The following is a 17,770-nucleotide window of genomic DNA, read 5'->3' as shown; positions in this document are numbered from 1 at the left end:
CGACGTCGCCCAGCTCCGCATCCTGCGGCCTGTGATTAAGGTTTTTTCCGGGTTCGAGGTACCGTCCCGCTCGCGAGACGCGTGGGCCTCGCGCCCGCCTCTGCCTGGACGTGTTGCGCGACGGCCGCGAGACCCGCGTGGATAAAGCGTTCGAGATGGTCGATAAGGAGTTCGACGTCGGCGTCCGAATCAGCGATGCCTGGCATCATCAATGAAAGCGTCGCGCGGTCGGAAATGGCGAGAATCAGGCACGGCGCCACAACTGTCAGGATCGCCCGCCCCACCACGGGGTCGTCCGGTTTCACCCCGATCAACTCCGCAATGATGTCGCCGAAAAGCTTCTTCTTCGGCAGCAATTCGGTCTGAATGAAGGTCGCTTTCGCGGGCGATGGCGCGAGCACCTCGCGGCTCAGGAGCCGCATTTCCCACGACGCGGCGGCAGGACTGGCGAGGCGCCGCACAATCGGCGCGATATAGGCGCGCAGTTTGTGCCGCGCGCTGGCATCGCTCGAGGCGATCTCCTGCAGGACTTCGATGGTGACGATTTGCCGGTGCGCATGCGCCAGCGTCGCCGTGTAAAGCGACTCGATACCGTCGAAATGGTAATTGACCGATGCCGCATTCATGCCGGCGCGCTCGCAGATTTCCTTGGCCGTTGCCCGGTCGTAACCTTTCTCGGCGAAAACTTCGCCGGCAGCTTCCAGTAATCTCTCGCTCGCACGCTCACCGGCGGACGGCTGGCCTGAATCGGGACGACGACGCACTTTTGTAGACATGCGCCATGCTATCGGGAAATCGACTGCCCGGTCAATTTCAAATGGAAATTTGATTCTTTACTACGGGTGATGGGAGCAACGGGGGGCGACGTTGTGAACCGACAGCCGTCGCCCCGCCTTGCCATCACGCTTCGACTTCTGGCGCGCTCACGCGTGTCTGCTCGAACGCCGGCAACACCTGCTCGGCAAAACGCCGCATCGACGCGAGTACCCGCTCCTGCGGCAGCGCGCCGAACCAGAAGCTCGCGCTGAAGTAATCGCAACCGATACCGTCGCGGATGCGCTGCAGTTGCCGCACGCATTGCTCGGGGGTACCGATCACCACGAAGTCGTCGCGTAGTGCCTCGTCTGTGGGCTCATCCGGAAACGGATCGGCGCACACCTCGCCATCGATCACTTCGCCCAGCTGGCGCCGCAACCGCAGCGTCGCGCGACCGTTCCAGCGCACGTGCGCAATCGCATCGCGTGCGTCGGCTTCGCTCTCGGCAACATAGACCGGCCGCTGCGTGCCGATACGCACGCTATCGAGTTGCGGTGCGAGATCCGGATAGCGCTCGCGGATATTGATCAGCGTCGAGATCGGTTCGAGCCCGCCCGTGAAGAAATTCATGCCCCGCGCGATCGCCTGTTCGATCTGTTCGCGCCGGGTCGAATTGACGACAACCCAGAACGGCATGCGCTCCTGCACCGGGCGCGGATAGAGCCGCGTACGCGGAATCTGGAATTCGGCGCCGTCGAACTCGACGATCGGATCGTGTAACGCGCGCTGCAGGACCTCGAGCGCTTCGTCGTCGCGGCTCGGCCGCGCGCCTTTGACGAGCCCGAAACGTTGATACTGGTATTGCTGGTAGCCCTTGCCGAAACCCGCTTCGGCTCGCCCGCCGCTCAGCACGTCGAGCATCGCCAGTTCTTCCGCCACGACGAGCGGATGATGCAGCGGCAGCGGCACGATCGCGGTGCCGAGCCGGATGCGCTTCGTGCGCGCGGCGATATGCGCGAGCAGCATCAGCGGTCGCGACGAGTACGCGTAGTTCGTGAAGTGATGCTCGGCAAGCCATACATGGCTGAACCCCAGCTCTTCGGCGGTGACCGCCACCTCGATGCCGCGCGCGAGGATCTCGGCGGACGGACGCGGCTCCGGCGCGGGCATGGTCAGGAACGTGCCGATTTGCATTTCTTCTCCTTGCTGGCGCACAAAGCGCACGGTTTGGTAACACCCCGCTAGCGCGCGTTTGCGCGCGGCGTCTGGGTAGGTGGCGTATCGACACCCGGATAAAAGGCAACGAGGCGCCGCGCTTTGTTCGCCCCGCCACGCGGGCAGGACGGCCGTTTTGCGTGCGCTTCGCTCACCGCCAGGCTGGACCGTGTCACGAGCCATACGTCACGCGTCCTGGCGAGTCATGCGACACCGGGGACATTAGATATGGCCGATTCCGCGATGTCTGTCCCGGAAATAGCTGACATTGCCGATCAATTCAATGCGCGGTGAGTGAATCGCTCCGGCATGCCCGGACAGGCAGGCGATGTACCGAGGTTGTTATGGCCACCACCGCTTCAGTATTCGTCCGATAGCGCGTTCGCGGCGATGCGCGGCTCCGGCCGGTCGCTACTGCGCAGGTAGACCAGCGTGGCCAGTGCGGCGAGGACGGTGATCATCGCGAGACCGTCGGTCAGCCACTGGAACGCTGCGACATAGTGCTCGCGCAGCAGCATCAGCGGGATACCCGGCAAACCAGCGGCCGCGCCGGCGAGATCGCCGGTGGCGAGCCGTTGCGCTGCTGCTGCAAGACCGCCGCCGCTGCCGTTAGCTGCTTCCAGCGATACCGGCAGCGCGGCTCTCAAGCGGAACGCGACGATCGCGGCGAGTGCTGCGCTAACCATCGCGAGCGCGAGCCCTTCGCCCGCTACCCGCGTCGTGCTGAAAATGCCGGTTGCCATCCCGGCGCGCTCTTTCGGCACAACGCTCACTGACAGACCGTCCATCAGCCCCCATGGCAGCCCGGCGCCGATGCCGATGACGACCATCGGCAGCAGGATCGCGAACGGCGCCGCGTGAGCGGACACGCTACCGAGCCACACCAGCGCCGCCGCCGAGATCAGCAGACCGATCGCCGACACCACGCCCGGCGACGCGTACCGTGTGCAGCGCACGGCCAGCATCGGTACGAACAGCATCGGGCCGCACAGCGCGAGCATCATCAGGCCCGCGGCGAACGGCGTGTAGCCGTCGATACCGACGAAGCGGATCGGCAGCAACACCAGCAGCACGACGAAGCAGTAGCAGGTGGCAATCGGCAGCATCTGCACACCGATGAAACGCCGGTAGCGGAACAGCGACAGGTCGAGCATCGGATGCGCGGAACGCCGTTCGATCGCGATGAACGTGGTCAGCGCAAACGCCGCCGCGACGAACAGCACGCAGATCGCCGGATGGCTCCAACCGATCGACGGCGCTTCGAGAATCGCCACCGTGAAAAGGCACAGCATCGCGGTAAAGCTTGCGACGCCAGGCCAGTCCATACGCCCTGCCGACGGGCTGCGCGTCTCGCGCATCCGCGGCGCCGCGAGCAGCAGCGCGGCCGTGCCGAGCACCGCCGTCGAGGCAAACACCGCACGCCAGCCGAACGCCTCGATCAACCCGCCCGCGAGGACCGGTCCGAATGCCAGGCCGACCCCGAAGGTCGTGCCGAGCAGACTGAACGCACGTGCCTGCTCGTGGCCTTCGAACTCCTGCGCGAGCGCCGCCGAGCCGCCCGCCAGCGCCGCAGCCGCCGCAATACCCTGAGCGCCGCGCAGCACATCGAGCCAGACGATGCCCGGCGCACACGCGAGCAGCAGCGACAGCAGCGCGAACCCCGCGATGCCGCCAAGAAACACGCGCCGCCGCCCGAACTGGTCGGCAAGCGCGCCGGCCGCCATCAGGCAACTGCCGAACGCGAGCATGAACGCATTGGTAATCCAGTTGAGCGCGACGGGGCCGCCGCCGAGCGCGCGGCCGATCGCAGGCGTCGCGATCGCGCCCGCCGAAAAGCTGAGCGGCAGCACGACGGCCGCACAACATACGCCGAGGAGCACGAGCGAACGCGCGGCCGCAGGCTGAAGCGAAGAGTGGGACATGACGGTTCCGTAGAGAAGGCGGTTTGAATGCCGCCCAGTCTAATTACGGACACCATCTGGATAAATAATGCCCATGTACAATCACTCCGGACATTAATTCCGGAATCAGCGATGGAAAATCTCACTGGGATCGTCGCGTTCGTCCACACCGCCGAAGCGCTGAGCTTTATCGGTGCGTCGCGCCAGCTCGGTTTGTCGGCGTCGGCGGTCGGCAAGAGCGTCGCACGGCTCGAGGCGCATCTGGGTGTGCGGCTGCTGCAGCGGAGCACCCGGCGCGTGAGCCTGACCGAGGACGGAGAGCGCTTCTATGAGCACTGCCGGCGCATTCTCGACGCGCTGGGCGACGCCGAAGCGATGATGATGCAGGCCAACGCCGCCCCGCGCGGCCGCCTGCGCGTGACGCTGCCGACCATCGGTTACCGGTTTCTGCTGCCAGTCGTGCCGGAGTTCATCGCGCGCTATCCAGAGATCGATCTCGAACTGGACTTCAACGATCGTATCGTCGACGTGATTGAAGGCGGTTTCGATGCGGCGATCCGCAGCGGCGATCTCGCCGATTCGCAGTTGAGCGCGCGCCGGATCGGACCGTTTCGCTTCGTGCTGTGCGCGACGCCGGACTACCTCTTGCGAAACGGCGAGCCCGCTGTGCCCGCCGATCTCACGCAACACGCGTGTCTGCGCTTCCGCTTTCCGACTACTGGCAAGCTGCACGACTGGAGCATCCGCGACCAGCCCGCGAATTTCATGGCGAACTGCCACGTCGCGCTCACCTGCAACAACATGGAAGCGTTGCGCGGCGCCACGGTGCTGGGACTCGGCATCGGTTACATGCCCGACTTTCTGGTGCGCGACGATATCCGCAACGGCACGCTGCGGTTCGTGCTCGAAGATTATTTCCAGCACGAAGGACAATTCTCGGTGCTGTGGCCGTCGAGCAAACAGCTCTCGCCAAAGCTGCGCGTATTCGTCGATTTTCTGACCGAGCGGCTGTTCGCCGACACGAAAAGCTAGCGCTATGCGCCGAGCGGTCCGGCGCCGTGCGTCAGCAACGCGACGGCGTGCCGCGCGATGTCGTCCGCGGTCAACGACTTGCGCACCGGATCGTTGCGCCACATCTTCGATGTCGCCAGCGGCAGGATCGTCAGCCCGAGCACCGTGAGAAACACCAGCGACGGCTCGATCTCCGGATTCAGCCGGCCCGCCTTCTGCCACCTGGCAATCGCCGCCACCGACGCCCTCTGATGCGCATCGCCGAAACGCTCGAACATGCGTTGCCGCAGCAGCCCGCCCTCGGTGATCACTTCGCGAATCCACAACGCCGGAAACCACGGATACCGGCTCGATACATCGACGAGCCGACGCGCCAGTTGCGTGATGCCCGCGACCGGATCGTCCGGATGCGCCTCGAACGGACTGCCGATTTCGACGCGCAACGGCACGAAGCGCTCGTCGATCAGCACGTCGATCAACTGTTCGCGGGTCTTGAAGTAGTAATGGACCATCGCCGGCGTGAATCCGGCCTCGCGGGCAATCTCCCCGAGCGTCGTATCGAGGATGCCCCGCCTCGCGAACAGCTCGAGCGCCACGTCGATTAACCGGGCCCGCTGTTCCGGCCCGCGCGCGCTGCCCGTCGGGCGACCGGGCCGTCGCGCCGGCGCGACGGGAACGCGCGGTGTGCGCCCTTTTGGTTTCAGCGTGCTGGCGGCGGATCGGGCTGTGGCCATGTCGATGTTTCGATTTGACGAGTGAGAAATTGTCGAATATATTAATCGCGACGTTAATTAATTTCAAGACCGCTTGCACGGTATTCCGATCCCCATGAGCCTCGACACGCCTGTCTCCGCGCCCGTTGCCAGCGCGCCCGCCCATCCGCCGCTGCGCCTGCTGCTCTCGGCGCTGCTGCTCGTCACGCTGCTGGGCGCACTCGACCAGACCATCGTCTCGACCGCGCTGCCCACCATCGTCGGCGATCTCGGCGGACTGGCCAACCTGTCGTGGGTCGTGACCGCCTATCTCCTCACGTCGACGATCGTGGTGCCGCTCTACGGCAAGTTCGGCGATCTGTTCGGCCGCAAGATCGTGTTGCAGGCCGCGATCGGCGTGTTTCTCGTCGGCTCCGCGCTGTGCGGCGTCGCGCAGAACATGATGCAGCTGATCTTGCTGCGCGCGCTGCAGGGCCTCGGCGGCGGTGGGCTGCTCGTCGTGACACTGGCCGCCATCGCGGATGTCGTTCCGCCGGCCGCGCGCGGCCGTTATCAGGGGCTCTTTGCCGGCGTATTCGGCTTTGCGACGATCACCGGCCCGCTGCTCGGCGGCTTTCTCGTCGAACATCTGTCCTGGCGCTGGATTTTCTATATCAATCTGCCGCTCGGCATCGTGGCCCTCGCAGTAATCGGTGCGGTGCTTAAGTCACAGGCGACACGGATCCGGCACACCATCGACTACATGGGCGCCGCGTTTCTCACGGTCGCGCTCACCGGCGTCATTCTCTTCACGAGCCAGGGCGGCGCGATCCTGCCGTGGTCGTCGCCGCAGCTCTGGGGCACGCTTGCGATCGGGCTACTTTCGATCGGTGGTTTCATCTACGCAGAGCGGAACGCGGCGGAACCGATCATGCCCCTGCAGCTTTTCCGTCTGCGGACGTTTCTGCTGTCGAGCCTCGTCAGTTTTATCGTCGGCGTGTCGCTGGTCGGGTCGGTGACGTTCCTGCCGCTCTATCTGCAGGTCGTCAAGGGCTCGACGCCGAGCCAGGCCGGCATGCAGATGCTGCCGATGATGGGCGGTTTGCTGGTGTCGTCAACACTCATCGGCCGTCTGATCAGCCGGATCGGTAAGTACCGCATGTTTCCGATTATCGGCACGCTGCTCATGAGCATCGCGATGGTCCTGCTCGCCACCCTGACCGTCGAAACACCGCTCTATCTGATGTTTGTGTACACGGCACTGCTCGGCAGCGGTCTCGGCATGGTGATGCAGGTGCTGATACTCGCGGTGCAAAGCGCCGTGGAGCATAAGCACGTCGGTATCGCGACGTCGGGCGCGACGCTGTTCCGTGCGATCGGCGGCTCGATCGGTGTCGCCGCGTTTGGCGCGGTGTTCTCGAACGGCGTCGCCGTGCGGCTTCGGCAGCTCATGCCCGCAGGTGCCGAAATCCCCCACTCGCTCACCCCGGCAGCGATCCAGCAGTTGCCCACAGCATTGCGCGACGACTATCTGCAGGCGTTCGCAGGGGCACTGCATACGGTGTATTTCTCCGCCGCCTGTGTGGCGATCATTGCGTTCGTGCTGACGTGGTTGATCGAAGAGAAACCGTTGCGCCAGCGGTGAAGCGTGGGGCGTGCGATGGGGCAACGCATCGCGCGGTCGATCCCCAAGGTTCGTTCAGGCGGTTGCGGTACGCGCCGCTGCATGGTCCATCGCGCGCTGCAACGCTTCGTAGACTTTCGGCCGGTTGCATTGCGACACGTTGAAACGCAGAAAGCTTGCCGCACCCTGCGACACACTGAACACATTGCCCGGCGCGAACACGATGTTCTCCGCGAGAGCGTGACGCGCGATATCGGCGGCATCGAACCCATCCGGCAGACTGGCCCAGACGAAGATGCCGGCGCGCGGCCGGGTCCATAGCGTGAGGCCCGCCGATGTGAGACGCCGCACCGTCTCACCCATCGCATCGGCAAGATGCACGCGCAGACTTTCGAGGTGCCGCCGGTACGTCCCATCCACCAGCAACCGATGCACGACGCCGGTCGCGAGCTGGCCGTTGCCAAACGATGTGGCGAGCTTCAGATCGATCAGCGGTTCGATCCATTCGCTGCGGGCCGCGATGTAACCGCAGCGCACGGCGGCGGACAGCGTCTTCGAAAAACTGCCAATCGATACCACACGCGCCAGCCCGTCGAACGCCGCGAGGCGCGGTGCCGGCTCATCCTCGAGATCCGCAAAAATTTCGTCCTCGACGATCAGCAGATCGTGTTCGTAGGCGAGCTTCAGCAGGCGGTGCGCCACCGCCGGCGCCAGCGTCGCACCGGTCGGATTGTGGAGCGCGGCGTTGGTCACGTAGAGCCGTGGCCGGTGCGCGACGAGCGCCTGCTCGAACGCGGCGAGGTCGGGGCCGACCGGTGTGTATGGCACCCCGATCACCCGCACACGATGCGCGCGCAGCAGCGCCTGGAAATTGAAGTAGCACGGGTCATCGATCAACACCGTGTCGCCGGGTTCGAGCAGGAAACGACACACGAGATCGAGCGCCTGGGTGCCGCAGTCCGTCAGCACGATCTGCTCGGGCGGCACCGTCGTGCCGTGCTGCCCGAGCCGCCATGCGAGCTGCTGACGCAACGCCGGCAAGCCGGCGGGCGTTGCATAGTCGGCGAGTTGCGCGGTCGGGTCGCGCGCGATGGCACGCAACGCGCGACGCACACCGTCCTCGGGCAGCCACGAGGCGGGCAGCCAGCCGCAGCCCGGCTTCAGCGCGCGCGGATCGGCCTCGAGCGACTGTCGCGTGAGCCACAACGGATCGACGTCGCGGTCCAGACGCGGCCCGAGATCGGCGAGCGCGAGCGGCGGCGCATGGCCCGACACGAAGAAGCCCGACCCGCGGCGCGCCACCAGCACACCTTCGGCTACCAGCCGGTCGTACGCTTCGACCACCGTCGATTTCGACACGTCGAGGCTACCTGTCATGGCCCGCAGCGACGGCACGCGCGCGCCCGGCATCAGCGAACGGTTGGCGATCCGCTCGCGCAATGCGTCCATGACCGTGTCGACGCGTGTGCCCGAGGTAGCCCCGGTGTCTTGGGCTGATCGGCTCATCTGTACTGCTCCTTTATAAGTACAGTTTGCACAAATTGTACTGACCTGTAGCTTACCCTTTCGGCCGCTCCGGCGGATACTCGCTGCTTGCGCTTCACAGGGATGCTTCGATGGACAAGACGACGGACGGTTGGCTCAGCGGCATGATTGGCGTGGTGATTTTCAGTGGCTCGCTGCCGGCCACGCGTGTGGCGGTACAGGGGTTGGACCCACTGTTTCTGACGCTCGCGCGCGCCGCGATCGCCGGTGTGCTCGCCCTCGCCCTGCTGGTCGTGTTTCGCCAAAAGCGGCCGGCGCGCAGCGACATCGTGCCGCTAGTGATCGTCGCGCTCGGTGTCGTCGTCGGTTTTCCGCTGCTGACCGCGCTCGCGCTGCGTCATGTCACGTCGGCGCATGCGATCGTGTTCGTCGGACTGCTACCGCTCGCCACCGCGATCTTCGGCGTGCTGCGCGGCGGCGAGCGGCCGCAGCCGGCCTTCTGGATTTTCTCGGCGCTCGGCAGCACGGCGGTCGTGGGGTTTGCGGTGCGCAACGGAGTGACGGCGTCGCTGGCTGGCGACACGTTGATGCTCGCGGCGATCGTCGCGTGTGGGCTCGGCTACGCGGAAGGCGCGCGGTTATCGCGGCATCTGGGCGGCTGGCAGGTGATCTCGTGGGCGCTCGTCCTGTCGCTGCCGGCGATGCTGCCGCTCGCGTGGTGGCTGCGACCCGCTTCGTTCGACGGCGTCAGCCATGCGGCCCTGTGGGGTCTCGCGTATGTGTCGCTGTTCAGCATGCTGATCGGCTTCGTGTTCTGGTACCGGGGGCTCGCGCTCGGCGGTATCGCGGCGGTGGGGCAGCTGCAGTTGCTGCAACCGTTCTTCGGTCTCGTGCTGGCCGCGGGGCTGCTGCACGAACCTGTGCCGCCCGCGATGATCGCGGTCACGGTTGCTGTCGTCGCCTGCGTGGCGGGGGCCAGGCGGTTTGCGCGGCGGGAACCTGTGCAGACCTGAAGCTACGGTTGCGAGGCCGATCTGCACGATCCGCCCGATTCGCCCAAGGTGCCGGACGCAGCGATGAACTCGCAGCCCTGCGGTATCCTGACGCCCTTGCCGAACAGGAGCCCTCATGAAGTTTTCACACTACCTTGCGCTCGCCGCGCTTGCGTTGCCGGTGCTGCCGCTCGCGGCACATGCGCAAACCTCGCAGACCTACCGCTTCGGCGAAGGACAGGCCACGTTGCAGCCCGCCGCCGCGCCCCAACCGACGACGCCAGCCATGCAGCCCCAGGCGCAGCCGCGCCGGCAGACTGACGCGCGCACGACGAAGCGGCCGAAGCACAAGATCAAGAAGCATCGCCGGCGTATTACGCCCCGGCTGTCGACCCAGTCGATTTACTCGCACCCCTGAGGCACAAGCACGGCTCTACGGAATCAGGGAATCAGGATCACCGAGCCCGTCGTCGCACCGGTTTCCATTCGCCGGTGCGCATCCGCCGCGCGTTCGAGCGGTAGGCGCTCGCCGATCTCGACATGCAGACCGCGTGCCACGCGATCCAGTGTTTCGCGTGCTGCACGCTGGTACTGCACCGTGTCACGCATGAGGCCGAGCACGCTCGGCCGCGCGAGGGCAATTGAACGTGCGGGTCCGAGTTCGTCGAGCGAAACAGGCGCGGCTTCTCCGGCAACCTGCCCGACGCTCGCCACCATTCCGAACGGCTTCACTGCGCCCAGCGTACGCCGCAGCGTATCGCCACCGATGCCATCCACCGCGTAGTCGACGCCCGCCCCGCCCCCAAACGCACGGGCTGCTTCGACGAAATCCTCATCGCGATACAGCACCGCCTGATCAAGCCCGTGCGCAAGCGCCAGCGCCGCTTTCTCGCGCGACCCAACCGTCCCGATCACGCGCGCACCGAGCGATTTCGCCCACTGCACGAGAATGAGTCCGAGGCCGCCCGCCGCTGCGTGGACGAGCAGCGTGTCGCCAGGCTTCAGTTCGCGTACGCGCTGCAGCAGCATCCAGCTGGTTACACCACGCAAAAGCGCGGCGGCGGCCGTTTCATCGGAGATGCCGTCGGGCACCGGCAGCACACGATCGGCCGGCAGGTTGCGCAGATTCGTATAGCTGCCGGGCGGCATGCCGCCATACACGACGCGCTGGCCGATCTGGATGCCGTCGACACCCGGCCCCACCGCTTCCACAACGCCCGCCGCCTCGACACCGGGCGCGGCCGGCAACTGCGGCAGACGATACCGACCGGAGCGAAAGTAGATATCGACGAAATTCACGCCCACGGCCGTCTGCCGGATCTGCACTTCGCCGGCCGCCGGCGCCGGCACCGGATTCGAAAACATCCGCAACACCCCCGCGTCGCCGTAGGCTTCGAAACCAATCTGATACGCGTCACGCTGTCCCATCGCCGCACTCCATGAATTGATGATGGGCGATCATAGGCTTCGTGCATAATCGATTGGAATTCCAGATAAATCGTCAACTACTGTGCAAAATTCGACAGATAGCTCGAAACCCGTACCGGGCCTGCAATGGGACGACATCCGCTATTTTCTGGCGGCGGCACGCGGCGGTAGTCTCTCCGGCGCCGCGCGCACGCTGGGCGTCCAGCATTCGACGGTCGCGCGCCGTATCGATGCGATGGAGCAGATGCTCGGCGTACGTCTGTTCGACCGGCTGCCGCGCGGCTGGCCATTGACGACCGAAGGCCAGTTGCTGGTCGATCACGCGGTACGCATCGAGGAAGAAGCGCATGCGTTCGAACGCGCATCGCGCGGTGCGGTGTCGCTGCAGGGCACGGTGCGGTTGTCGGTGCCACCCGGGTTCGGTAGCCACTTTCTGGTGCCCCGACTCGCGGCGTGGCGGCGTGCATGGCCGGGCATCCAGCTCGATATCGTCGGCGAAGCGCGGGCTGCGAACCTGTTTCGCCGCGAAGCAGATCTCGCGGTGCGGCTCGGCCGCCCACCGGAACCCGGGCTCGCCGCGCGCCGGCTCGGCACGATGCGGTTCTCACTGCGTGCTACCGCGGACTGGCTTGGCCGGCCACCCAGCGAATGGGAATTCATCGGCTACAACGAAACGCTCACGGATGCGCCCCAGCAGCAGTGGCTCGTACAGTTCGCGGGAGCCCGCCCGTTCGCGCTGATCGCGAACGACCTCACGTCGATCTACCGGGCGTGCCGCGCCGGTGCCGGCGTGGCCTTGCTACCGGGCTTTATCGCGAACGGCGACGACGCGTTGACCGTTCTCGATACCCAACCCGCGTGCGATGTGGAACGCGAGATCTGGCTCGCCGTTCATCCCGACGTGCGGCGCTCGCCGCGCGTCCAGGCCGTCGCGGAAGCGATCGCGCAGGCGGTGCACGATGCGGGCGACAGTCTGTGATGCTGTTGCCCGACAACACGCGCAACGCCACCGTTTTCGCTACGTGTCATTTTTGACCTGCTTCAATTCAGTGGCCCACGCTGGCATAGTGAATCCCGAACCCAAACCCCCGCTATCAAACTGATCGCACCGGGCGCACTGCACCGCCTCGATGCGCGCGACCGACCGCTCTACCCGACACCCCATGCTGACACTCTCAACCGACACAACCCACCTGCGCGACGCCACCGAATCCGACCTGCCCGCCATCCAGGCCATCTACGCCCATCACGTGTTGACAGGCGTTGCGTCATTCGAGGAAACGCCCCCTTCCGTCGACGATCTGCGTACGCGCCTCGCCGCCGTGCGGGAACGCGACTTGCCGTACATGGTGGCGGAGATCGACGGCACGGTCGCGGGCTACTGCTACGCAACGCCCTACCGTCCGCGCGCGGCCTACCGCCATACCATCGAAGACTCGATCTACATCGACGACGCCTTTCGCGGTCGCGGCCTCGGCCGCGTGCTGTTGAAGGCGCTGATCGAGCGCTGCGAGACCGGCCCCTGGAGACAGATGATCGCGGTCATCGCGGACGGCGGCCGCGGCGGTTCCCTGTCGCTGCACGCGAGTCTCGGCTTCGAACTGATCGGCACGATCAAGGGTGCCGGCTTCAAGCACGGCCGCTGGCTCGACACCACGCTGATGCAGCGCCCGCTCGGCAAAGGCAGCGACGTCATGCCCGACGATCACCGTCCGTGAGCCACCTGACCCTACGCGGCCGCAGCCCGATCCGCCGGCCTATTTATTGGATGCGCCCAGTTCGCGGCCCGGCGCGTTAAAATCGCGGCATGCCCAAGACGCCCTCTCCCGCCGCAGCGATGCCAGCCGCGCCGCGCAACGAATACACCGTCGACGAACTCGCGCGCGTGACCGATACCACCGTGCGCAACGTGCGCGCCTATCAGGATCGCGGCCTGCTATCGCCACCCGAAAAACGCGGCCGGGTCGGCGTGTACGACGATACGCACGTGTCCCGGTTGAAGCTGATCAACCATCTGCTCGCACGCGGCTACACGCTCGCGAACATCCAGGACCTGATCAAGGCCATCGACGAAGGCCACGATCTACGCTCGATCCTCGGGCTCGAAACGGCGATCGGCAGTAGCTGGTCACAAGAACGGCCGAAGAAATACTCGCTGCTCGAACTCATGCAGCTATTCGGCGGCAAGGCATCACCGACGATGCTCGGCAAAGCGATCGAACTGGGGTTGCTGGAGCGCGAGGGCCTGTCGTTCGTTGCGCGCAGCCCGTCGACGCTCGCCGCCGGTGCGACGATGGCGCGCGAAGGCGTACCGACTCCCGACCTGCTCGATGCACTGCGCGTGTCGCGCCCCCACTTCAACGCGATCGCCAAGGCGCTGGTCGATCTGGTGGTCCGCCGGCTGGACCACTACGAGGCTGGCGCATTGCCTCCTCCCGCCGATGTCCCCGCACTCGTCGACGCTATCTGGCGCATCCGTCCGCTCAGTATGGTGCTCGTCGAAAGCGAGATGAATCGCGCGCTCGAAGAAGCCTCCGGCGACTATCTTGGCGACCGCGTCGCCGGAATCATGGAGAAGCTGGGCCACGTGCACGACGGCGACTCCGCATCGCAGGTCAAGCCGGCGGATCCGCCCAAAGGCCGCAAGAAGTAGCGCGCCCAACGCGCGGCGCCATGCCGCGCGTCATATCCAAATCTGCATTGCTTGGTTTGCGCCGGCGCGCGTGCGTGCGACGATCTCCCGCACCTCGCAACCGCACAATCACGCACGGCCACCCTCCAGCGCGTGGCTGCTGCGCATTCACCCCTGGAGCTTCCGATGAAATCTCACCCGGCGAGAAACCGGCGCCGACTCATGCTCGTCGCCGCGACAACCGCAGTGGTGGTCGCGCTATCGTTTGGCGCAACCGGTGCGGCGTTCGCACAGGACACGAGCCACGCAAGCGGCGATCGCGTGTTGCGCGTCGGTTATCAGAAAGCCGGCCTGCTTGCCGTGCTGAAAGCGCAAGGCACGCTCGAAACGAAGCTCAAGCCGCTCGGCTACAGCGTCAAGTGGTTCGAATTCCCCGCAGGCCCGCAACTGCTCGAAGCGCTCAACGCCAACAGCATCGACTTTGGCTACACCGGTGCACCGCCACCGGTATTCGCGCAGGCGGGCGGTGTCGGCTTCGTCTACGTCGGTGCCGAACCGGGCAGCAAGCTCAGCGAAGCGTTGATCGTCAAGGCCGATTCGCCGCTGCACACGCTGGCCGATCTGAAGGGCAAGCGTGTCGCCCTGCAGAAAGGCTCGAGCGCCAACTACCTGCTGCTCGAGCTATTGCGCAAGGCTGGTCTCGGCTACAACGATATCCGTCCGGTCTATCTGCCGCCCGCCGACGCGCGCGCCGCCTTCGAAAAGGGCGACGTCGATGCGTGGGCGATCTGGGACCCGTACTACGCAGCCGCGCAGCAGGCACTGAAGGCACGCACGCTCGCCGACTACACGGCGCTCCCGCCCGCGGGCCTCACCTACAACTTCTACGAAGCCACCCGCGACTTCGCGCAACAGCATCCGGAGGTGGTCAGCGAGGTACTCGTGCAACTGCGTGCAAGCGGCCTGTGGGTCAACCAGCATCCCGCGGAAACGGCCGCGCTGATTGCACCGAAGGTCGGGCTCGATGCGGCGCTGGTAGAGAAATGGGTCCGCCGGGTGCCATACGGCGCGACGGCGATCACCGACGACGTCGCGCAGGCACAGCAGCATGTCGCCGACGCGTTCTACGGCGCCCGGCTGATTCCGCAGAAAATCGCCGTTAAGGACAATGTCTGGCAAAACAGCAGCGCCGCCGCCCGGCTTGCTGCCCAGTAGGACACCCCCGTACTTTCCTCCGTTTTTTCATGCCGGCCTTGCCGCACCGCCCTTGCGGGCGCGGCAGCGCCGGCTGGCGCCGCTTTCTCCGCTCTCCATAGAGTCCCCCGTCTAAACAGGGACTTGCGTCATCCGGGCTTCATCTCTATCGTTACATCAATCAATGTAACAGTTATGAGCGGATAAAAAAGGAGACAGACCGGATGAATGCGCGCACGATGCCTCCGGACGCCGCGGCGTCCATCGATACCGACGTTGCGATCATCGGTTCCGGCTTCGCCGGTCTCGGGATGGCGATCCGGCTGCGTCAGAGCGGCCAGACCGATTTCATGATCGCGGAGAAGGCCGATTCGGTCGGCGGTACCTGGCGCGACAACCACTATCCGGGCTGCGCCTGTGACGTGCAGTCACACGTCTACTCGTTCTCGTTTGCTCCGAACCCGCGCTGGACGCGGATGTTCGCGCGCCAGCCGGAAATCCGCTCGTACCTGGAAGAATGCACGACGCGCTTCGGTGTACAGCGCCATCTGCGCTTCGGGCACGAACTCGTCAGCGCGATCTACGACGAGGTGAGCCACCGCTGGCAGTTGCGCTTCGCGAACGGCCAGCAGTGGTCGGCACGCGTGCTGGTGTCGGGTATGGGCGGTCTGTCGCGTGCCGCGATGCCGAACATTCCGGGTATCGAGAACTTCACGGGCAAGTCGTTCCACTCGCAGCACTGGGACCATACGTATTCGCTGGAAGGCAAGCGCGTCGCCGTGATCGGCACCGGTGCCAGCGCGATCCAGTTCGTGCCGCAGATCGCACCGAGCGTGGCGAAACTCGAACTGTTCCAACGCACGCCGCCGTGGATCATGCCGAAGGCCGATCGCGCGATCAAACCGGTCGAGCAATGGCTCTTCAAGCATCTGCCGTTCACGCAAAAGATCATGCGCACGGGCCTCTACTGGATGCTCGAATCGCGTGTGCTGGGTTTTGCGATTCATCCGTCGCTGATGAAGACCGTGCAGAAGGTCGCCGAGCGGCATCTGCGTCGCCAGGTGCCTGATCCGAAACTGCGCGCGACGCTCACGCCGAACTACACGATCGGCTGCAAACGTGTGTTGATTTCGAACGACTACTTCCCGGCGCTCTCGCGTCCCAACGTGTCGGTGGTGACGACCGGCATTACGCGCATCGAGTCCGATGCGGTTGTCACCGATGACGGCGTACGTCACCCGGTGGACTGCGTGATCTACGGCACGGGCTTCCAGATCTCCGATCCGTTCCCGCGCGGCGTCGTGCTCGGTCGCGACGGTGTCGACATCGTCGATACGTGGCGCGATGGCGTGCATGCGTATCTCGGCAGCACCCTGCCCGGCTATCCGAACTTCTTCATGATCGTTGGTCCGAACACTGGCCTCGGTCACAACTCGATGGTGTACATGATCGAGTCGCAGGTCGAATACATCCTTGGCGCGCTGAAGACGATGCGCACCGAACGTGCGACTGCCGTCGAAGTGCGCCCGCAAGTCGAGCACGCGTACAACGAGAAGATCCAGAAGCAGCTCGATCGTGCGATCTGGTCGACCGGTGGCTGCACGAGCTGGTACCTCGATCCGCGCAGCGGCAAGAATACGACGCTGTGGCCGGGATTTACGTGGCGCTTCCGTCAGGCGACGAGCAGCTTCAGCATGGGCGACTACTACGCGTATGCGCCGATCGCGGCACAGGATGCCAAGCTTGCCCCGGCTCAGGCGCGCAGCGGTGTAACGGGTACGACCGCCTCCGCGGAAGCGACCTGAACACCCCGGACATCGAAACGCAACGCAACCGCATCGAAAACGATAAAGCATCGAGAGACACAGGAGAAAAGCGCATGAAGAATTTCACCGACAGAGTGGCCGCGATTACCGGTGCTGGCTCAGGCATGGGCCGCTCACTTGCGATCGCACTCGCCCGCGAAGGTTGCCACCTCTCGCTGGCAGATCGCAACGCAACGAGCCTCGCGGAAACGGCGCAACTTGCCCAGGCCGCCGCGCCGCAGGTAGTCGGCTCGCCGCTGCGCATCACGACGCGCGCGCTCGACGTCTCCGATCGCACCGCGATGTTCGACTGGGCCACCGAAACGGTTGCGCAACACCACCGCGTGAACCTCGTGTTCAACAATGCAGGCGTTGCGCTGTCGAGCACGATTGAAGGCATGGAATACAGCGATCTCGAGTGGATCGTCGGCGTCAATTTCTGGGGCGTCGTGCATGGCACGAAAGCGTTCCTGCCGCATCTGAAAGCGTCGGGCGAGGGGCACATCGTCAATACGTCGAGCCTGTTCGGCATCTTCGCGCAGCCCGGCATGAGCGGCTACAACGCGACCAAATTTGCGGTGCGCGGCTTCACCGAATCGCTGCGTCAGGAACTCGATCTGATGAACTGCGGTGTGTCCGCGACCTCGGTGCATCCGGGCGGCATCCAGACCGGGATCGCCCAGTCGGGCCGCATCTCGAAGAACATGATCGGTTTCATGATCGAGAGCGAGCAGCAGGGCAAGGACGATTTCGAAAAGTTTTTCATCACGACCGCTGACGAAGCGGCCCGCGTGATCCTCGATGGCGTGCGCAAGAACAAGCGCCGCGTGTTGATCGGTCGCGATGCAAAGGCCGGCGACTGGCTTGCGCGGATCCTGCCCTCCGCATACCAGGTGCTGGTCGTGATGCAGACCCGCCGCATGGCGCGCATTGCGCACAAACGCGCCCTCGCACGCGACGCAGCGGCGACGAGCCGGCGCGCGTAATAGCGCCGCATATCGAAGCAAGAGAACGCTACCGACAAAGAGTCACAAG

At 65.2% G+C, this 17,770-nt stretch carries 16 protein-coding genes; 10 read left to right on the top strand and 6 right to left on the bottom strand.

All coding sequences use genetic code 11. The features are described from left to right. Window positions 1–35: 35 nt before the first annotated feature. The 3 genes from BWP39_RS19460 to BWP39_RS19450 all read right to left on the bottom strand — a co-directional run bounded on the left by BWP39_RS19460 (window position 36) and on the right by BWP39_RS19450 (window position 3,893). The gene (locus tag BWP39_RS19460) at window positions 36–776 is read right to left on the bottom strand and encodes a TetR/AcrR family transcriptional regulator (RefSeq protein ID WP_096723155.1); all 741 of its coding nucleotides are present in this window, start codon (window positions 774–776) and stop codon (window positions 36–38) included. A 124-nt stretch (window positions 777–900) separates the two neighbouring features. Continuing rightward, window positions 901–1,950, bottom strand: coding sequence for an LLM class flavin-dependent oxidoreductase (locus BWP39_RS19455; protein WP_157915158.1), 1,050 nt, complete (start codon window positions 1,948–1,950; stop codon window positions 901–903). A gap of 380 nt (window positions 1,951–2,330) precedes the next feature. Next, on the bottom strand, window positions 2,331–3,893 hold the full coding sequence (locus tag BWP39_RS19450; protein ID WP_096723151.1) for an MFS transporter: 1,563 nt from the start codon (window positions 3,891–3,893) through the stop codon (window positions 2,331–2,333). Window positions 3,894–4,004: 111 nt separating this feature from the next. Between BWP39_RS19450 and BWP39_RS19445 the strand changes: the two genes are divergently transcribed. Beyond that, window positions 4,005–4,904, top strand: coding sequence for a LysR family transcriptional regulator (locus BWP39_RS19445; RefSeq protein WP_096723149.1), 900 nt, complete (start codon window positions 4,005–4,007; stop codon window positions 4,902–4,904). 2 nt (window positions 4,905–4,906) lie between these two features. Here BWP39_RS19445 and BWP39_RS19440 read toward each other — a convergent pair whose 3' ends face one another. After that, entirely contained in the window at window positions 4,907–5,617 is a 711-nt protein-coding gene (locus tag BWP39_RS19440; protein WP_096723147.1) for a TetR/AcrR family transcriptional regulator, read from the bottom strand. Window positions 5,618–5,711: 94 nt separating this feature from the next. On the opposite strand from BWP39_RS19440, the gene BWP39_RS19435 reads away from it, so the two are divergent. Beyond that, window positions 5,712–7,220 (top strand): MDR family MFS transporter, encoded by a 1,509-nt coding sequence (locus tag BWP39_RS19435; RefSeq protein WP_096723145.1) that lies wholly within the window; start codon window positions 5,712–5,714, stop codon window positions 7,218–7,220. 54 nt (window positions 7,221–7,274) lie between these two features. On the opposite strand, the gene BWP39_RS19430 is transcribed toward BWP39_RS19435, so the two are convergent. Then, window positions 7,275–8,705, bottom strand: a complete 1,431-nt coding sequence (locus BWP39_RS19430) for an aminotransferase-like domain-containing protein (RefSeq protein ID WP_096723143.1) — start codon at window positions 8,703–8,705, stop codon at window positions 7,275–7,277. 110 nt (window positions 8,706–8,815) lie between these two features. Between BWP39_RS19430 and BWP39_RS19425 the strand changes: the two genes are divergently transcribed. Together BWP39_RS19425 and BWP39_RS19420 are read left to right on the top strand one after the other, a co-directional pair. Next, window positions 8,816–9,697, top strand: a complete 882-nt coding sequence (locus tag BWP39_RS19425) for a DMT family transporter (protein ID WP_096723141.1) — start codon at window positions 8,816–8,818, stop codon at window positions 9,695–9,697. 115 nt (window positions 9,698–9,812) lie between these two features. After that, a complete protein-coding gene (locus BWP39_RS19420; RefSeq protein ID WP_096723139.1) occupies window positions 9,813–10,094 on the top strand; it encodes a hypothetical protein in 282 nt (93 codons plus the stop codon). A 23-nt stretch (window positions 10,095–10,117) separates the two neighbouring features. Here BWP39_RS19420 and BWP39_RS19415 read toward each other — a convergent pair whose 3' ends face one another. After that, the gene (locus BWP39_RS19415) at window positions 10,118–11,104 is read right to left on the bottom strand and encodes a quinone oxidoreductase family protein (RefSeq protein ID WP_096723137.1); all 987 of its coding nucleotides are present in this window, start codon (window positions 11,102–11,104) and stop codon (window positions 10,118–10,120) included. A gap of 121 nt (window positions 11,105–11,225) precedes the next feature. Between BWP39_RS19415 and BWP39_RS19410 the strand changes: the two genes are divergently transcribed. The 6 genes from BWP39_RS19410 (at window position 11,226) to BWP39_RS19385 (ending at window position 17,721) form a co-directional block, all read left to right on the top strand. Further along, window positions 11,226–12,083: a LysR family transcriptional regulator gene (locus BWP39_RS19410; RefSeq protein ID WP_235851487.1), complete on the top strand. Its 858-nt coding sequence runs from the start codon at window positions 11,226–11,228 to the stop codon at window positions 12,081–12,083. 184 nt (window positions 12,084–12,267) lie between these two features. Next, complete coding sequence (locus BWP39_RS19405; protein ID WP_096723133.1) at window positions 12,268–12,822, top strand: GNAT family N-acetyltransferase; 555 nt, start codon at window positions 12,268–12,270, stop codon at window positions 12,820–12,822. 89 nt (window positions 12,823–12,911) lie between these two features. Continuing rightward, window positions 12,912–13,757 (top strand): MerR family transcriptional regulator, encoded by an 846-nt coding sequence (locus BWP39_RS19400; protein ID WP_133116897.1) that lies wholly within the window; start codon window positions 12,912–12,914, stop codon window positions 13,755–13,757. A gap of 201 nt (window positions 13,758–13,958) precedes the next feature. Continuing rightward, window positions 13,959–14,951, top strand: coding sequence for a sulfonate ABC transporter substrate-binding protein (locus BWP39_RS19395; protein WP_096723131.1), 993 nt, complete (start codon window positions 13,959–13,961; stop codon window positions 14,949–14,951). 203 nt (window positions 14,952–15,154) lie between these two features. Then, the gene (locus tag BWP39_RS19390) at window positions 15,155–16,735 is read left to right on the top strand and encodes a flavin-containing monooxygenase (protein ID WP_096723129.1); all 1,581 of its coding nucleotides are present in this window, start codon (window positions 15,155–15,157) and stop codon (window positions 16,733–16,735) included. A 74-nt stretch (window positions 16,736–16,809) separates the two neighbouring features. Further along, window positions 16,810–17,721: an SDR family NAD(P)-dependent oxidoreductase gene (locus BWP39_RS19385; RefSeq protein ID WP_096723127.1), complete on the top strand. Its 912-nt coding sequence runs from the start codon at window positions 16,810–16,812 to the stop codon at window positions 17,719–17,721. The last annotated feature ends 49 nt before the right edge of the window (window positions 17,722–17,770 follow it).

This window comes from Paraburkholderia acidicola (genome assembly GCF_002362315.1).
Classification (GTDB): Bacteria; Pseudomonadota; Gammaproteobacteria; order Burkholderiales; family Burkholderiaceae; genus Paraburkholderia; species Paraburkholderia acidicola.
Note: the sequence above shows the minus strand (reverse complement) of the source record. Positions and strands in the feature narration are given on the sequence as shown.

Bases quoted from the DNA above. Each gene is read 5' to 3' on its own strand.
- BWP39_RS19460 (WP_096723155.1), bottom strand. From the start codon at position 776: ATGTCTACAAAAGTGCGTCGTCGTCCCGATTCAGGCCAGCCGTCCGCC.
- BWP39_RS19455 (WP_157915158.1), bottom strand. From the start codon at position 1,950: ATGCAAATCGGCACGTTCCTGACCATGCCCGCGCCGGAGCCGCGTCCG.
- BWP39_RS19450 (WP_096723151.1), bottom strand. From the start codon at position 3,893: ATGTCCCACTCTTCGCTTCAGCCTGCGGCCGCGCGTTCGCTCGTGCTC.
- BWP39_RS19445 (WP_096723149.1), top strand. From the start codon at position 4,005: ATGGAAAATCTCACTGGGATCGTCGCGTTCGTCCACACCGCCGAAGCG.
- BWP39_RS19440 (WP_096723147.1), bottom strand. From the start codon at position 5,617: ATGGCCACAGCCCGATCCGCCGCCAGCACGCTGAAACCAAAAGGGCGC.
- BWP39_RS19435 (WP_096723145.1), top strand. From the start codon at position 5,712: ATGAGCCTCGACACGCCTGTCTCCGCGCCCGTTGCCAGCGCGCCCGCC.
- BWP39_RS19430 (WP_096723143.1), bottom strand. From the start codon at position 8,705: ATGAGCCGATCAGCCCAAGACACCGGGGCTACCTCGGGCACACGCGTC.
- BWP39_RS19425 (WP_096723141.1), top strand. From the start codon at position 8,816: ATGGACAAGACGACGGACGGTTGGCTCAGCGGCATGATTGGCGTGGTG.
- BWP39_RS19420 (WP_096723139.1), top strand. From the start codon at position 9,813: ATGAAGTTTTCACACTACCTTGCGCTCGCCGCGCTTGCGTTGCCGGTG.
- BWP39_RS19415 (WP_096723137.1), bottom strand. From the start codon at position 11,104: ATGGGACAGCGTGACGCGTATCAGATTGGTTTCGAAGCCTACGGCGAC.
- BWP39_RS19405 (WP_096723133.1), top strand. From the start codon at position 12,268: ATGCTGACACTCTCAACCGACACAACCCACCTGCGCGACGCCACCGAA.
- BWP39_RS19400 (WP_133116897.1), top strand. From the start codon at position 12,912: ATGCCCAAGACGCCCTCTCCCGCCGCAGCGATGCCAGCCGCGCCGCGC.
- BWP39_RS19395 (WP_096723131.1), top strand. From the start codon at position 13,959: ATGCTCGTCGCCGCGACAACCGCAGTGGTGGTCGCGCTATCGTTTGGC.
- BWP39_RS19390 (WP_096723129.1), top strand. From the start codon at position 15,155: ATGAATGCGCGCACGATGCCTCCGGACGCCGCGGCGTCCATCGATACC.
- BWP39_RS19385 (WP_096723127.1), top strand. From the start codon at position 16,810: ATGAAGAATTTCACCGACAGAGTGGCCGCGATTACCGGTGCTGGCTCA.